This window comes from Antrihabitans stalactiti, assembly GCF_012932915.1.
Classification (GTDB): domain Bacteria; phylum Actinomycetota; class Actinomycetes; order Mycobacteriales; family Mycobacteriaceae; genus Antrihabitans; species Antrihabitans stalactiti.
Map to the genome: position 1 here is coordinate 152,831 of NZ_VCQU01000006.1, position 13,729 is coordinate 166,559.

Genomic DNA, 13,729 nt, shown 5'->3' on the forward strand with positions numbered 1-13,729 from the left:
CAGGTTACTCGCGGGCGCGTCGTCGCTAGCGTGGAGGAGATGACGCTTCACGACGAGGGTGGCTCAGGCCCGCCGATACTGCTGCTGCACGGGCTCATGGGCAGCGCGCGGACCTGGTCGCGGCACGTGCCGTGGCTGCGCGAATTCGGGCATGTCTACACGTTCGACGCCGCTGGGCATGGCAGGCCTGCGCCCGCACAGTTGACCACCGAGGCGTTCGTCGACGACCTCGCTTCGGCAGTCGAGTCGCTCACCGAGCCGATGGTCGTCATCGGGCATTCGATGGGCGCTTTGCACGGGTGGTGCTACGCCGCACGGTATCCGGACAGAATTCGCGGAATCGTCGTCGAAGACATGGCACCCGATTTTCGCGGCGGAACTGCAACCCATTGGGCTGCGATGATTGCCGCATGGCCGCAGCCATTCCCGACCCCCGACTCCGTTCTGGAGTTCTTCGGTCCGGTCGCCGGCCAGTATTTTCTCGATTCGTTCACTCGCCGTGACGACGGCTTTCACCTGCATGGTTCGGTAGCGACATTTCGCGATATTTCCGAAGAATGGGGTACGCGCGAATTCTGGAGTCAATGGCTGACGATTAGTGCGCCTGCTTTGGTGATCGAAGCCGAATACACCATCACTTTGCCGAACCAGATGCGACGAATGGCGAACGAGCATCCCGCCGCCACGTACGTCCGCATCGCCGATGCCGGCCATCTGGTGCACGACGACCAACCCGAGCGATATCGCGACGCCGTCTCGGCCTTCTTGCAAACCCTCTGAGTCAGCCTTCGCCTGCGAGGGCGAACAAACCGTCGTCGGTCTGCTCGATCAGTCCGTCGACGAGCAACGAGTCGAGGGCGCGGTCCCGTTGGGCGGGGTCGGTCAGCCACGCCAGATCGAGCCTCGCGCGTTCGACGGGTGCGTGGCTGTCGCGCAACACGTCCAGCAGCCTGCCCCGCGCCTGCCGGTCCGTTCCTTCGAACTTCTGCGCGCGACGAATCTCGGTGCCCGCCGGCTTACCGGCGGCGACCCATGCGCAGCGTGGCAGGGGACAGTCGTCGCAGCGCGGTGATCGGGCAGTGCACACGGTGGCGCCCAATTCCATCAGCGCGGCTGAGAAGGTCGCGGCCCGACGACGGTCGGTAGGCAGCAGTGCCGAGACGTCGGCGAGATCGGCTGTCGTAGAGGGATTTCCGGCGTTCGCACGGCCGTGGACGGCGCGTGCGACGACTCGTCGCACATTCGTGTCGACGACGGGAACGCGCGCGCCATAAGCGAAACACGCGACCGCTCTAGCCGTATAGGCGCCGACGCCCGGCAACGTCAGCAGCGTGTCGACATCGGCCGGCGCCACATCGCCGAAGTCGTTCGCCAGTACCCCGGCGCACTGATGCAGCCGCAGCGCACGTCGGGGATAGCCGAGCTTGCCCCACGCTCGAAGTACCTCGGCTTGCGACGACGCCGCCATCGCCGACGGCACCGGCCACCGCCGTACCCATTGCTCCCAAATGGGCGCCACGCGGACAACGGGGGTCTGCTGCAGCATGATCTCGCTCATCAAGACCTGCCAGGCCGTCACGCCGGACCGTCGCCACGGCAGGTCGCGCGCATGCGAGTCGAACCACCGAATCAGCGTTCCGGCTTCGATCGTCACGACCTCACAACCTCTTTTCGCGCGTTGTGCAGCAGAGTTGCCGGAGGTTTAACGCGCCATACTCGCTGGTAACGTGCCATCTGTGCAGAATGGCCTTATGCCGAATACGAATCCCATAACCGCGTGGAAAGCCCTCAGAGAAGGCAACGAGCGCTTTGTCAACGGTCGTCAGCTGCATCCTAGCCAGGGGATTCTGCATCGCGCCAAGCTCGTGGAAGGCCAGCACCCGACAGCAGTCATCTTCGGCTGCGGCGATTCTCGGGTCGCGGCCGAGATCATCTTCGACCAAGGTCTCGGCGACATGTTTGTCGTCCGCACCGCAGGTCACGTCGTCGACAGCTCGGTTCTCGGCTCGATCGAATACGCCGTCGAGTACCTGAATGTTCCGCTGATCATCGTGTTCGGACACGACGGTTGCGGCGCGGTGAAGGCCACCATCGACGCGATCGACAACGGCAACATCCCGGTCGGCTTCGTGCGCAGCATCATCGAGCGCGTGACGCCGTCGATCCTTCTGGGGCGTGCCGAAGGCCTGACCACGGTCGACGAGCTCGAAACTCGCCACGTCATCGAGACCGGCAAGTTGCTCATGGAACGCTCCCAGGTCATATCCCGCAAGGTGGCCGCAGGTACCGCCGCAATTGCAGGCGTGACGTACAAACTCGCGGACGGCAGGGTGCAATTGCAGGCGTCCGTCGGCGATATCGGCGAGATTTCCTGATCGAAGTGTGACGCGGAACGATACCGACACGCCGCGTCAGGTCAGACATACCAAGCGTCGCAGCACCTACCGTGTAAACGTGTTGGAACCTATCGGACCGCTGCCACCTGAAATCTATTGGCGACGACGAGCACTCGCGATCGGCGTCGCCGTCGTCGTGGTGGTCTTGTTCGTTTGGTTGATCAGCTCCCTCGGCGGCGGCGATTCGCCGGAAACGGCAAACACCGCGGTCAGCGCCGATGTGACCGTGCCTTCGGCCGCGCCGACATCTGCTGCCATCGACACCGGTGTTCCAGGTCAGAACAACACCGATTCCACCCCGAGCGCCCAGCAGTCGTCGTCTCCGGCGACGACAAACGGGCAGCAGCCGGTGGCGGTGACGCCTGGCCAATGCGCCGACCAATCGTTGGCGGTCAAGGCGACAGTCGAACACCCCACCTATCGCGTCGGTGAGAAGCCGAAATTCGGGCTGGTCATCACCAATATCGGCACCACACAATGCGAGCGCGACCTCGGAGCCGGGCAGCAGCTGTTCGTGTACACGATCGACGGAGCAACACGACTGTGGTCCAACACCGACTGCTACCCGCCCACAGATCCGCTGATCAAGTCCCTCAAGCCGGGCGAGCAAGCGCTGTACTCGGTCGACTGGTCCGGCACGACGTCACAGCCCGAATGCCAGGGTGAACGGGTCGCGGTGGGGCCTGGGGCTTACACCGTCGTCGCGCAGCTCGGGGCGATCAAGAGCACGCCGGAACCGTTCAACATCGGCTAGCTACGAACCTGCCAGGCTCGATTCGATGATTCGCGACAATCCTTCGCGCAGATGGCGCGCGGATTGCTGACCGATACCGTCGACCGCTTCGAGATCCGGCGCAGTCGCGGCAAGAACGCCCTGCAGCGTCCCGAACGAGCCGACGAGCCGGTGCACCTGATGGAAAGCCAGCCGTGGGACGTGAGTCAGCACGCGGTAGCCCCGGGGATTCATCGGCATGTCGAGTGCTTCGATATTCGCCGGGTAGCCGAAAACCTGCGCCAAGGTGGTCAGGTCCAGCAGGTCGACGTCGGTAAGCGCATCGATGGCTTCCAGCGTCTCGTCGATCGTCTGGCCGCTCGGCGGCTCCGGGGCAGCGAGGTAGTCGCGGACCAGCAGTTGCCGAGCGAACTCGTGATCGCCGACCAGTTCCTCCAACTGAAGCGCGAGCTGGCGGCCGTCGGTGCCCAGTTCCAGCACGTCCTGCTCGATTTCGACCGAGATTCGGCGCACCATTTCGAGCCGCTGGACCACGGTGAGTGCGTCGCGCAAGGTGGCGAAATCTTCGATCTCGACGATCGACAGCTGCCGGGTCACGGCGTCCAGGCGCGCCTTGTAGCGCTCCAGCGTCGCAACCGCCTGGTTCGCCCTGGAAAGAATCGTTGCCGACCCGGAGATGACGTGGCGGACACCTGCGACGTACACGCTGACGATGCTCATCGACTGGCTGACGGAGACGACCGGGAAATCGGTTTGGACAGAAGTGCGCTCAGCGGCGCGGTGCCGGGTACCCGATTCGACGGTCGGGATCTTCGGGTCCGGAACCAGCTGCACGTTCGCGCGGACAATCCGCTTTCCGTCGGTGGACAGGACGACAGCACCGTCCATTTTCGACAGTTCACGCAATCGAGTCGGTGCGAATTCGACGTCGAGTTCGAAGCCGCCGTCGCAGATTGCTTCGACCCGTTCGTCGAAACCGAGAACGATGAGTCCACCCGTGCGACCACGCAGAATTCGCTCGAGGCCTTCGCGTAGAACCGTTCCTGGCGCGAGGCGAGAAATGGCATCACGAAGTGCGGCCGACCCGGCTTCCTCCATGTGCCCTCTTTCTCCAACGCCAGGTCTCCGTGACCGTGCTCACTCCCAAGATTACCTATGCCGGGAATGCGCGCGCGCCGGCGGCGGAGAGACTAGCGTGCGAGCGCGCAGAATTCGGCCATTGTTTATGCGGGGCTATTTGTTTTGCAATCCTGATATTGCCAGGGCATCAAGCAGATTCGCGATCGGTATTGCCTTGATCCCGGCTGGTAGCGGCCCAGGATCGGGCGGCACCAAAGCGTGGGTGAACCCGAGTCGAGAAGCCTCGGCGAGACGTCTGCCGATGCCTGAAACCCGCCGGACCTCACCAGCCAGCCCGACCTCGCCGATCACGATGTACCCCTCGCGCAGCGGCCGCTCACACAACGCCGACGCGAGCGCGACGGCAAGCGCCAAGTCTGCTGAAGGCTCGGTCATGCGCATGCCGCCGACCGTCGCCGTGTAGACCTCGTGCTTGGCAAACTTTACGCCGCAACGGCTTTCGAGCACTGCAAGGAGCATTGCGACGCGATTGCTGTCGAGCCCGCTGACCGCGCGGCGTGGCGTTGCCATCGTCGACTCGACGACCAGCGCCTGCACTTCGCCGAGCAATGGCCGTTTGCCGTCCATGGTGACCGTGACCGCCGTGCCGGGGACCGATTCGGTGCGGTGGTGCAGGAACAACCCTGACGGGTCGGTGACGCAGACGATGCCGTCTTCCCGGAGTTCGAAGCATCCGACCTCGTCGGCAGTGCCGAAGCGGTTCTTCACCCCGCGGACCATGCGCAATGTCGAATGCCGGTCGCCTTCGAAGTTGAGCACGACGTCGACCAGATGCTCCAGCGAGCGTGGTCCGGCGATGGCGCCGTCCTTGGTTACGTGGCCGACCAGCAGCACGGCGATGCCGGTCGCTTTCGCGAGTGAGGTGAGTGCCGTGGTGATTGCCCGGACCTGCGTGACGCCGCCGACGACTCCCTCGACGTCGGCCGCTGTCATCGTCTGCACCGAATCGATGACGAGCAGGGTCGGTTGCACCTGCTCGACGTGCCCGAGAATCATCGACAGGTCGGATTCCGCAGCGAGGTACACCCGCTCGTGGACTGCACCTGTGCGGTCCGCCCGCATCCTGACCTGCCCGGCAGATTCCTCTGCGGTGACGTAGAGCGAGCGGTCTTCGGTGGAGCGGCGTGCCCAGTTGTGTACTACCTCCAGCAGCAGAGTCGACTTGCCGACGCCGGGCTCCCCGGCCAGCAGAACGACGGAACCAGCGACGAGACCACCGCCGAGAACACGATCGAATTCGCTGACGCCTGTGCTCTTGGCCTGGGTCGACTTCGCGTCGACCTGGTGAATCGGCGTCGCAGGTGTGGACGGCAGCATCGCCGCACGCTGCTGGCCTCCTACGCCCGCGCGGAACGGGATGGCAGCAAGGATCGGTACTTCGTCCACCGAGCCCCACGCGCCGCAATCAGGGCATCGACCGACCCATTTCGCAACCGTGTGCTGACACGACGAGCAACGGAAGCTCGACTTGGGTTTGGCCACGGTCGGCAGCGTATGCGTACCTACCGACAGATCACCGCAAGTGACGCGGCGAGCCGAAGCTCTCGGGCCTAGTGGCTGCCTTCTGCAGCCTCTTGCGCGGCGCCGGACTTTGCGGACTCTTCACGTGGGGTGACCGGGCCGGCATCGACCGGGACGTTGACGAGGACGTCGCCCGCCTTCTCGAAGTGGAAGGTCATCGCGACCGTGAGGCCTGGGCCGACGTCGTGCGACAAGCTGGTCAGCTCGACCAGAGCATCGACCTGGCGCGACGCTGCCTCGTCTTGCACGGCTTCCTTGAGGGTCTCGCCCTTCGGCGCGGTCGCCACGAGCAACGCCTGCGGCTTGATCTCGGTGCTGTCCGCCGTGATCTCTGCCGGACCCGCGTCGGTGGTGATCTCTTTGAGCTTGTCGGCATAGCGCTCGCTGGTATTGATCGCGACGAACGCGACGGCGGCCTTGCCGCCCTTGAGGTTCGTGTACTCCTTGCCGTCCGGGTAGACGACGTGGACATTGCGCAGCGACATGGCGCCGACGTTGGCCTCGGTACCGTTGATCGCGGCGACCTGCACGGCCATCTGTGAGACCTGCCCCGCGCTGCAGCCGGTCAGAGCCAGCGCCGCGCCTGCGGCAACGGCGAATGCGGCGGTGACTCGACGCTTAGTCCCTACGGTTGTCACGGGTTTCCTCCATCGAATCTTGCGCGTCCAACAGCTGGCTCGAACTCATGCTCCACGATGGAGCGTAGTAGTTAGTGCAAAGCGTAGGCCCATGGGCTCGTCCGGCACGTGAGAACGCGGCCAAATTCCGTTCCGGCGATCCCGTTCTCCCGCAACGCAATGCACGAAACCGGACTCCTGTCAACCCCTTGAATCAGGCCGCAATGCCCCTGACCTGCACCTTCGATCCCATGGGTGCCTCGCGGCATGTTAAACTGGCTACATCGAAAGGGGCACGGGACACATGATTTTCAAGGTCGGAGACACCGTCGTTTACCCCCATCACGGAGCGGCGTTGATCGAGGCAATCGAAACTCGCACCATCAAAGGTGAACAAAAGGAGTATCTCGTTCTCAAGGTCGCCCAAGGCGATCTCACCGTTCGCGTTCCCGCAGACAACGCCGAGTATGTCGGTGTCCGCGATGTAGTGGGTCAAGAGGGTCTCGACAAGGTCTTCCAGGTTCTTCGCGCACCGCACACCGAAGAGCCGACCAACTGGTCCCGCAGATACAAGGCAAATCTCGAGAAGCTTGCATCGGGCGATGTCAACAAGGTCGCCGAAGTTGTTCGTGATCTGTGGCGTCGTGAGCAGGATCGTGGTCTCTCCGCCGGTGAGAAGCGGATGCTCGCGAAGGCTCGCCAGATTCTCGTCGGTGAGCTCGCGCTTGCCGAAGGAACCGACGATGCCAAGGCCGAGATCATTCTCGACGAGGTTCTCGCAGCGGCGTCCTGATCTCTTAATCGATCGCAGATTGTCTTGACAAGCGAAGCGGGCGGCCGAGTGGTCGCTCTGGTTCCAGCGGCTGGACGCGGTGTGCGTCTCGGCGAGTCGGAACCGAAAGCTTTCGTGACGCTGGCGGGCACACCGATGGTGCGCCTGGCTGTCGACGGCCTCCTCTCTTCGGGGGTCGTCGATCACGTCGTTGTTGTGGTTCCACCAGATCTGATCGACAGCGCTTCCGCATGCCTGCCTGACGGTGTCGACATCGTCGAGGGCGGGGCCGAGCGCATCGATTCCGTCCGGGCGGGCATTGCTGCCGCGCCCGATGCAGACATCTACCTTGTGCACGACGCAGCGCGTGCCCTCACTCCGCCGTCGCTGATCAGCCGGGTCGTCGCAGAACTCCGCTGCGGTCGCGCCGCCGTCGTGCCCGCGCTGGATGTCACCGACACGATCAAGTCGGTCGACATCCTCGGCAACGTCACCGGCACGCTGAAACGGTCCGAGTTGCGGGCAATTCAAACTCCGCAAGGCTTCGACGCCGAACTGCTTCGCCGTGCGTATTCGGCGGCGACACCCGCAGACGGTGCCACCGACGATGCCAGTCTGGTCGAGCACCTCGGCGAACGAGTTCGAACAATTCCCGGCGACGCACTCGCCTTCAAGATCACGACCCCGCTCGATCTGGTCCTGGCGCGCGCCGTAATTGCTGCGGCCGAAGCGAAAGTCCAATGACCTTCCGCGTAGGTATCGGCACCGATGTTCACCCGATCGAGCAGGGCAGGCCGTGTTGGATCGCTGGGCTGCTCTTCGAGGGCGAAGACGGATGCGCTGGTCATTCCGATGGCGACGTCGCTGCTCACGCGCTGTGTGACGCGGTCCTTTCGGCCGCGGGTCTCGGTGATCTCGGCTCTGTCTTCGGCACGGGACGTCCCGAATGGGACGGAGTCAGTGGCGTCGTCATGCTCGCGGAAGTAGCCAGGCTCGTCACAGAGGCCGGTTTCGTCGTCGGAAATGGCGCCGTGCAGGTGATCGGCAATCGGCCCAAAATAGGTCCGCGACGCCAGCAGGCGCAGTCTGTTTTGTCCGAAGCTCTCGGTGCTCCGGTGTCGGTTTCTGCAACGACGACCGACGGTTTAGGTCTCACTGGACGCGGCGAAGGTATCGCCGCTGTTGCTACCGCATTGGTTGTAGATTCAACTTCTGCAATCGCGTAATACGCGCCCGACCTGCGTTAACCGTACAAAGGCTTGACTCATCGCCCGAATTGGCGAAGTCGATTTCATGACGTAGCACACTCCGCTCGAGGTGGATCGTTACAAGAAAGATGCGAAGTCGTGATGTTTCCTCTAGAGTTCGCATTGGCCTTCTTTGCCCTACGCGAGTGGGCGGCTAGACCGAAGTACTTACCTTCGCAGGATAGGTTCCTGCACTTTTGACTAGGTGGTATCCATATGGTTGCCAATGGGCCGAACGTCGTCGAACCGTCGCAAACGAGTGCGTCCAAATGGGCGCCAACGGGGTGGCCGCTGCGCTGGAAAGTCGCGGCGATCATGGTCCTGCCAGTTGTTCTCGCCATGACCTTCGGCGCAGTTCGAATCAACGGTGAACTGAGCGACGCTTCCAAGCTGAGCATCGCCGCCAACAACGTCGGCATCGTCGCGCCGGCCGTCGCATTCGTCGACGCCGCGAACGAACTCGCCTATGCAGGCGCAACCGGCAACAGCATCGGGGACGCGTCGTCGAAGTACGACGCGGCAGCCGCCAACTTCGCAGCATTGGTCAAGTCCGGGGACTTCGACGCGACCGTCGCCGGCCGCCTTTCCGCGGCCGAAGCCACCGCGGCAACCCTGCGGAGCGCAATCGGCTCGGGTGACAAAGCCCCGACCAAACTCGCTGAGCAGGCTGAATCGATCAGCTCGAGTGTTTCCGAAGCCATCACGGCGACTATGCGCACCGTCAACGACGACAAGGTTCGCGCTATCGCCGATTCGTTGGTCACCGCCCTGGCGGCGCAGCGTGCACTCGAAACCCAGCGCGTGCTGATCACCTCGCCCGATTTCAGCGACGACGTGGCGCTTCGCGTGCGGGTCGCGTCTGCTGCCGGCCGCGAGGCCGCGGCCGTCGATTTGCTCTCGCAGCAGGTCACATCGACGACGATCGACGCGACATCGCTGCGCTCGGCGGTCGACTTGCGGCGCGATGCATACGGGCGCCCCGGTGCCGAGGGCATCACGACCTCCGCTTTCACCTCGGCGGCGAAGGCAAGCGACGAGGAGTACAGCCAGCTCACCGGCGAGCTTTCGACGTCACTCAGCGATACCGTCACGGCGCGCTCGAACGATCTGCGCTCGGCGGCACTTCGCGACACGGCGATCGTCCTCGGCGCCGTTCTTCTCGCACTTGCCCTTGCGTTGTCGGTCGGTCGTTCTCTTGTCCGGTCGATCAGCCGCCTTCGCCACGGCGCATTGCAGGTTGCTCGTCTCCGCCTGCCGGAGGAGATCGAACGGCTGCGGTCGGGCGAGGGTGTTCCTGAGATCGAGCCGATTCCGGTTCACACGACCGAGGAAATCGGTCAGCTGGCCCGCGCGGTCGACGACATTCACTTCCAGGCCCTCCGGCTCGCAGGCGAGCACGGCCAGCGTCTGCGTATCGGTGACATGTTCGAAACGCTGTCGCGTCGTAGCCGCTCCCTCGTCGAGGAACAGCTCGCCCTCATCGAAACTCTCGAGCGCGACGAAGACGACCCGGAACGCTTGGACCGGCTCTTCCGCCTCGACCACCTCACCACCCGCATGCGCCGTAACGGTGACAACCTGCTGGTGCTTGCCGACACGACGGAGCGTCGTGGCCGACTCGATCCGGTCCCCGTCGCCGATGTGCTCCGTGCGGGCATGTCCGAGGTCGAGGATTACCGCCGAGTCGACATCGGACCGGCTGTCGATGGGTCACTCACCGGCGCTGCAGCGGCCGATATCGGTCACCTCATCGCCGAATTGATCGACAACGCACTGCGCTTCTCGCCGCCGGACACGGCTGTTGCGGTGACCACCGCACGCGCCGTTGATGCGGGCATCCTGATCGAGGTCGCCGACCGCGGTCTCGGCATGTCGAACGACGAGCTTCGCGCAGCCAACGAGCGTCTCGCTCTCGGTGGTGAGGTCACCCCGGAGACCGCTCGTCGAATGGGCTTGTTCGTCGTGGGCAGGTTGGCTCGGCGGCACAACATCACTGTCCGGCTGCGCACTACGGCGGCACTTGCGGGCCAGCCGGGCGTGACGGCGAGCGTGCACATTCCAGGCGTGCTCATCGCACCCGCCGCTGGATTCGGCGGCAACGATCGCGTGCAAGAGCGGCCGTCGCGGCTGAGTGCGTTTGCCGATCAGAACGATTCGACGGCTCCGGCACAGTCGCTCGCTCCGACAGCCAGTGCCGCCCCAGCGGCACCGGCGCCGCTCGGCACACCGAAGCGCAACGACGACTTCGCAACAATCAACGGCAACACCAACGGCCGCAGCCTCCCTGGGTTGCCCCGACGATCGCCAGGCGCCAGCGGTGTTCGCGACGAGACGAAGCTCGGTACGAACGGAAATGCGTTCGAGCCCACTCCGATTCGGGAAAACGGCAACCGGACGGCACCGTCGAACACGTCCGCGTTCTTCAGCGCTCGAAATGGTGCGGACGCAACGGAATCCGCCGAACCTACGAACGGCTGGCCGAAGGCGAACTTCCCGCAGCCGCGTTCGCCAGGTCAACCTGAGCCGGCTGCTCCACCGCAAAAGGCGGCGGCACCGCCTCCACCGGAACCGCCTGTGCGGCCAGAGCCGGTGCGGCCGGCACCGCCCGCCCGGCAGGCGCCGCAACCGCCCCGCCAGCCATCGGTTCTGGCGCCGGTGCAAAACGACGAATCCGATGCGCTGCCGATCTTTGCCCGGCTCACCTCGGAATGGCTGATGGATCCGTCGACCAGCGGACCGTCGAACAAGCCCTGGGTTTCAGCTGCTGACGTGGGCTGGAATGCGGCGCAGCAGGCCAGTGAGAGCAAGGTCGAGCGGCACACGGAATCGGGTCTGCCGGTCCGTGAGCGTGGGGCTCGGCTCGTACCTGGCGTCGCGCTGCCAACAACGGCAACCAACGGCAACGGCAGCAAGCATCGTGACCCGGCGGCAGTTCGCGCCAATCTCAGCAGGCAGTTAGCAGGTGTCCGAAATGGTCGGGCGCGAACCGAAGAAGGCCGTCACAGCAGCCACGAAGGAGACCGATGAACGCGCGTACCCAGTCGTCGACCGATCGCACGCTTGACTGGTTGGTGTCGAATTTCGTTCGAGACGTCGCAGGTGTCTCCCACGCGGTCCTCGTTTCCGCTGACGGATTGCTGCAGGCCTCCAGCGCGCAGCTGCCCCTGGATCGCGCCGAGCAACTCGCGGCGGTGACCTCCGGACTGGCTAGCTTGTCGGCAGGTGCTGCACGGCTGTTCGACGGTGGGCCGGTGCTGCAGTCGGTCGTCGAGATGCAGAACGGCTACCTGCTGTTGATGGGGGTCGGCGACGGATCTCAGCTTGCGGCGCTGGCGTCGACTTCGTGCGATATCGGACAGGTCGGCTACGAGATGGCCGTTCTCGTCGACCGCGTCGGTAAAACTGTCCAGGCGTCCGCACGCGTGCCGCAGGGTGCGCGATGACACTTTCCATCGACCGCCCGGTCGAGGCGGCACAGCCAAGAATTGCACGGCCGTACACGTTGACGGGAGGGCGTACGCGTCCGACGGTCACGCTTCCATTGGAGGCAGCAGTCGAAACGCTCCCGAATGCGTCCGGAACCGAATGGGCGCCGGGCGACGTCCGAGCAGACATTGTCGGTCTGTGCCGCCGTAGCCCCTCGGTGGCGGAGATCGCCGCCATCATCAACTTGCCTCTCGGCGTGGCGAGGGTGCTCGTCAGCGACCTCGTGGCGTCATCCCACGTACGCGTACACGGCACCCTCGGTGCTCGGTCGTCGGTATCCGAGCGGCGCGAACTGATCGAAAGGACGCTCAGTGGTTTACGAGCACTCTGACGGACCTCGCGAGATCGCGTCGACGAAGATCGTCATCGCCGGTGGATTCGGCGTGGGCAAGACGACCTTCGTCGGTACGGTTTCGGAGATCGTGCCGCTGCGAACCGAGGCTTTGGTCACCAACGTCTCGGAGGGAATCGACGACATCGGTTCCATCCCGCAGAAGGAAACCACCACGGTGGCAATGGACTTCGGCCGCATCACCATCGCCGACGATCTCGTGCTCTACCTCTTCGGCACACCGGGTCAGCGCAGGTTCTGGTTCATGTGGGACGACTTGGTCTTGGGCGCGATCGGAGCGATCGTGCTCGTCGATACCCGCCGCCTCGACGACAGCTTCGCTGCGGTCGACTTCTTCGAAGCTCGCCAGCTCCCATTCCTGGTGGCGGTCAACGAGTTCGACGATGCACCGACCTATCCGCTCGAAGACCTTCGTGAGGCTCTCGCCATCTCGCCCGACGTACCGATGATCACCGTCGACGCTCGTCGACGTGAGTCGGCCAAGCACGCACTCATCGCCGTCACCGAATATGCACTGAACCATCTGCCATCGATGGTCCGCTGAATCCGCAAGTCACGTCTCACTTTTGGGAAACCTCATGAATCTGCTCAGCTCCGGCGTATCGGTCCTCGCCGACGCCCACGAACACGTCGCCGGCCATGTGCACCATTTCGGTATGGGCCTGTGGCTGCTGTTACTCTCTTACATCGTCTCGGTGATCGGCTCGGTTGTAGGCCTCGCCTGCACGCGCCGTTCGGCTGACGCGCTGGTCGAGCGTGATCGGCTTCGCTGGCTCGCAATGGCAGCGCTCGCCATCGGTGGCGTCGCCATCTGGCTGATGCACTTCATTGCGATGCTCGGCTTCTCGGTCCCGGGCAGCGTCGTCCGCTACGACCTCGGCTGGACCTTCTTCTCCGCGATCCTCTCCATCGTCGCGACGTTCATCGGCTTGGTTGTCGCCGGCCGAACGGTCGACGTGAAGCGACTTGTCGCAGGCGGCATCATCATGGGACTCGCCGTCAACTTGATGCACTACACGGGCATGTGGGCGGTCAAGATGCAGGGCGAGATCCACTACGACAAGCTGCTCGTTGGGGCATCCATCGCTATCGCTGTCGTCGCCGCGACGGTCGCACTGTGGTTCACGCTCGTCCTGGAGAAGCTGATCCTCCGCATCGCAGCCGGTTTCGTGATGGGTGTCGCCGTCGTCGGCATGCACTTCACCGGTATGGCGGCGGTGAGCGTCAGCCTCGATCAGACCGCACCGGTCCCCGCAGGCCTCGAAGTATTCTCGTTCCTCTTCCCCGTCTTCGTCATCGGCTTGCTTGCTCTCGCCATCCCGATCACGGCCGTGATGATGGCGCCCGACCGCGGCACCGTCGCCTTGGAGGCCGAGGCAGACCAGCTGGCAGCCGAATCCGCTCGGGCGCGTCAGGGCGGCGTCCTGGTGGCGCCGGTCGGTGTGCAGCAGGGCGGCTGAGCGCG

15 protein-coding genes are annotated in these 13,729 nt (G+C 64.2%); 11 read left to right on the forward strand and 4 right to left on the reverse strand.

Features of this window, described 5'->3' with window-relative positions; translation table 11 throughout:
• Positions 1-39: 39 nt before the first annotated feature.
• Positions 40-780, forward strand: coding sequence for an alpha/beta fold hydrolase (locus FGL95_RS18140; protein WP_169589393.1), 741 nt, complete (start codon positions 40-42; stop codon positions 778-780).
• A 1-nt stretch (position 781) separates the two neighbouring features.
• Here FGL95_RS18140 and FGL95_RS18145 read toward each other — a convergent pair whose 3' ends face one another.
• A complete protein-coding gene (locus tag FGL95_RS18145) occupies positions 782-1,654 on the reverse strand; it encodes an HhH-GPD family protein (RefSeq protein ID WP_169589395.1) in 873 nt (290 codons plus the stop codon).
• 97 nt (positions 1,655-1,751) lie between these two features.
• On the opposite strand from FGL95_RS18145, the gene FGL95_RS18150 reads away from it, so the two are divergent.
• Both FGL95_RS18150 and FGL95_RS18155 read left to right on the forward strand, forming a co-directional pair.
• Entirely contained in the window at positions 1,752-2,375 is a 624-nt protein-coding gene (locus FGL95_RS18150; protein ID WP_169589397.1) for a carbonic anhydrase, read from the forward strand.
• 79 nt (positions 2,376-2,454) lie between these two features.
• Positions 2,455-3,150, forward strand: coding sequence for a hypothetical protein (locus tag FGL95_RS18155; protein ID WP_169589399.1), 696 nt, complete (start codon positions 2,455-2,457; stop codon positions 3,148-3,150).
• Here the strand turns inward: FGL95_RS18155 and disA are convergent, their stop codons facing one another.
• The 3 genes from disA to FGL95_RS18170 all read right to left on the reverse strand — a co-directional run bounded on the left by disA (position 3,151) and on the right by FGL95_RS18170 (position 6,428).
• On the reverse strand, positions 3,151-4,227 hold the full coding sequence (gene disA / locus FGL95_RS18160) for a DNA integrity scanning diadenylate cyclase DisA (RefSeq protein ID WP_169589401.1): 1,077 nt from the start codon (positions 4,225-4,227) through the stop codon (positions 3,151-3,153).
• 135 nt (positions 4,228-4,362) lie between these two features.
• The gene (gene radA / locus FGL95_RS18165) at positions 4,363-5,751 is read right to left on the reverse strand and encodes a DNA repair protein RadA (RefSeq protein ID WP_169589403.1); all 1,389 of its coding nucleotides are present in this window, start codon (positions 5,749-5,751) and stop codon (positions 4,363-4,365) included.
• Between the two features lie 68 nt (positions 5,752-5,819).
• Complete coding sequence (locus FGL95_RS18170; RefSeq protein ID WP_169589405.1) at positions 5,820-6,428, reverse strand: copper chaperone PCu(A)C domain-containing protein; 609 nt, start codon at positions 6,426-6,428, stop codon at positions 5,820-5,822.
• A 283-nt stretch (positions 6,429-6,711) separates the two neighbouring features.
• On the opposite strand from FGL95_RS18170, the gene carD reads away from it, so the two are divergent.
• The 8 genes from carD to FGL95_RS18210 all read left to right on the forward strand — a co-directional run bounded on the left by carD (position 6,712) and on the right by FGL95_RS18210 (position 13,724).
• Positions 6,712-7,200: an RNA polymerase-binding transcription factor CarD gene (carD, locus tag FGL95_RS18175; protein ID WP_007528440.1), complete on the forward strand. Its 489-nt coding sequence runs from the start codon at positions 6,712-6,714 to the stop codon at positions 7,198-7,200.
• A gap of 24 nt (positions 7,201-7,224) precedes the next feature.
• Positions 7,225-7,923: a 2-C-methyl-D-erythritol 4-phosphate cytidylyltransferase gene (gene ispD, locus FGL95_RS18180; RefSeq protein WP_169589406.1), complete on the forward strand. Its 699-nt coding sequence runs from the start codon at positions 7,225-7,227 to the stop codon at positions 7,921-7,923.
• Complete coding sequence (ispF, locus tag FGL95_RS18185; RefSeq protein WP_169589408.1) at positions 7,920-8,405, forward strand: 2-C-methyl-D-erythritol 2,4-cyclodiphosphate synthase; 486 nt, start codon at positions 7,920-7,922, stop codon at positions 8,403-8,405. Before ispD ends, ispF begins: the two co-directional genes overlap by 4 nt.
• Positions 8,406-8,642: 237 nt before the next feature.
• Entirely contained in the window at positions 8,643-11,453 is a 2,811-nt protein-coding gene (locus FGL95_RS18190) for a sensor histidine kinase (RefSeq protein ID WP_169589410.1), read from the forward strand.
• A complete protein-coding gene (locus FGL95_RS18195) occupies positions 11,450-11,869 on the forward strand; it encodes a roadblock/LC7 domain-containing protein (RefSeq protein ID WP_169589412.1) in 420 nt (139 codons plus the stop codon). Before FGL95_RS18190 ends, FGL95_RS18195 begins: the two co-directional genes overlap by 4 nt.
• Positions 11,866-12,243 (forward strand): DUF742 domain-containing protein, encoded by a 378-nt coding sequence (locus FGL95_RS18200; protein ID WP_169589414.1) that lies wholly within the window; start codon positions 11,866-11,868, stop codon positions 12,241-12,243. Before FGL95_RS18195 ends, FGL95_RS18200 begins: the two co-directional genes overlap by 4 nt.
• A gap of 13 nt (positions 12,244-12,256) precedes the next feature.
• Complete coding sequence (locus FGL95_RS18205; RefSeq protein ID WP_169589813.1) at positions 12,257-12,808, forward strand: ATP/GTP-binding protein; 552 nt, start codon at positions 12,257-12,259, stop codon at positions 12,806-12,808.
• Between the two features lie 34 nt (positions 12,809-12,842).
• Complete coding sequence (locus FGL95_RS18210) at positions 12,843-13,724, forward strand: MHYT domain-containing protein (protein WP_169589416.1); 882 nt, start codon at positions 12,843-12,845, stop codon at positions 13,722-13,724.
• The last annotated feature ends 5 nt before the right edge of the window (positions 13,725-13,729 follow it).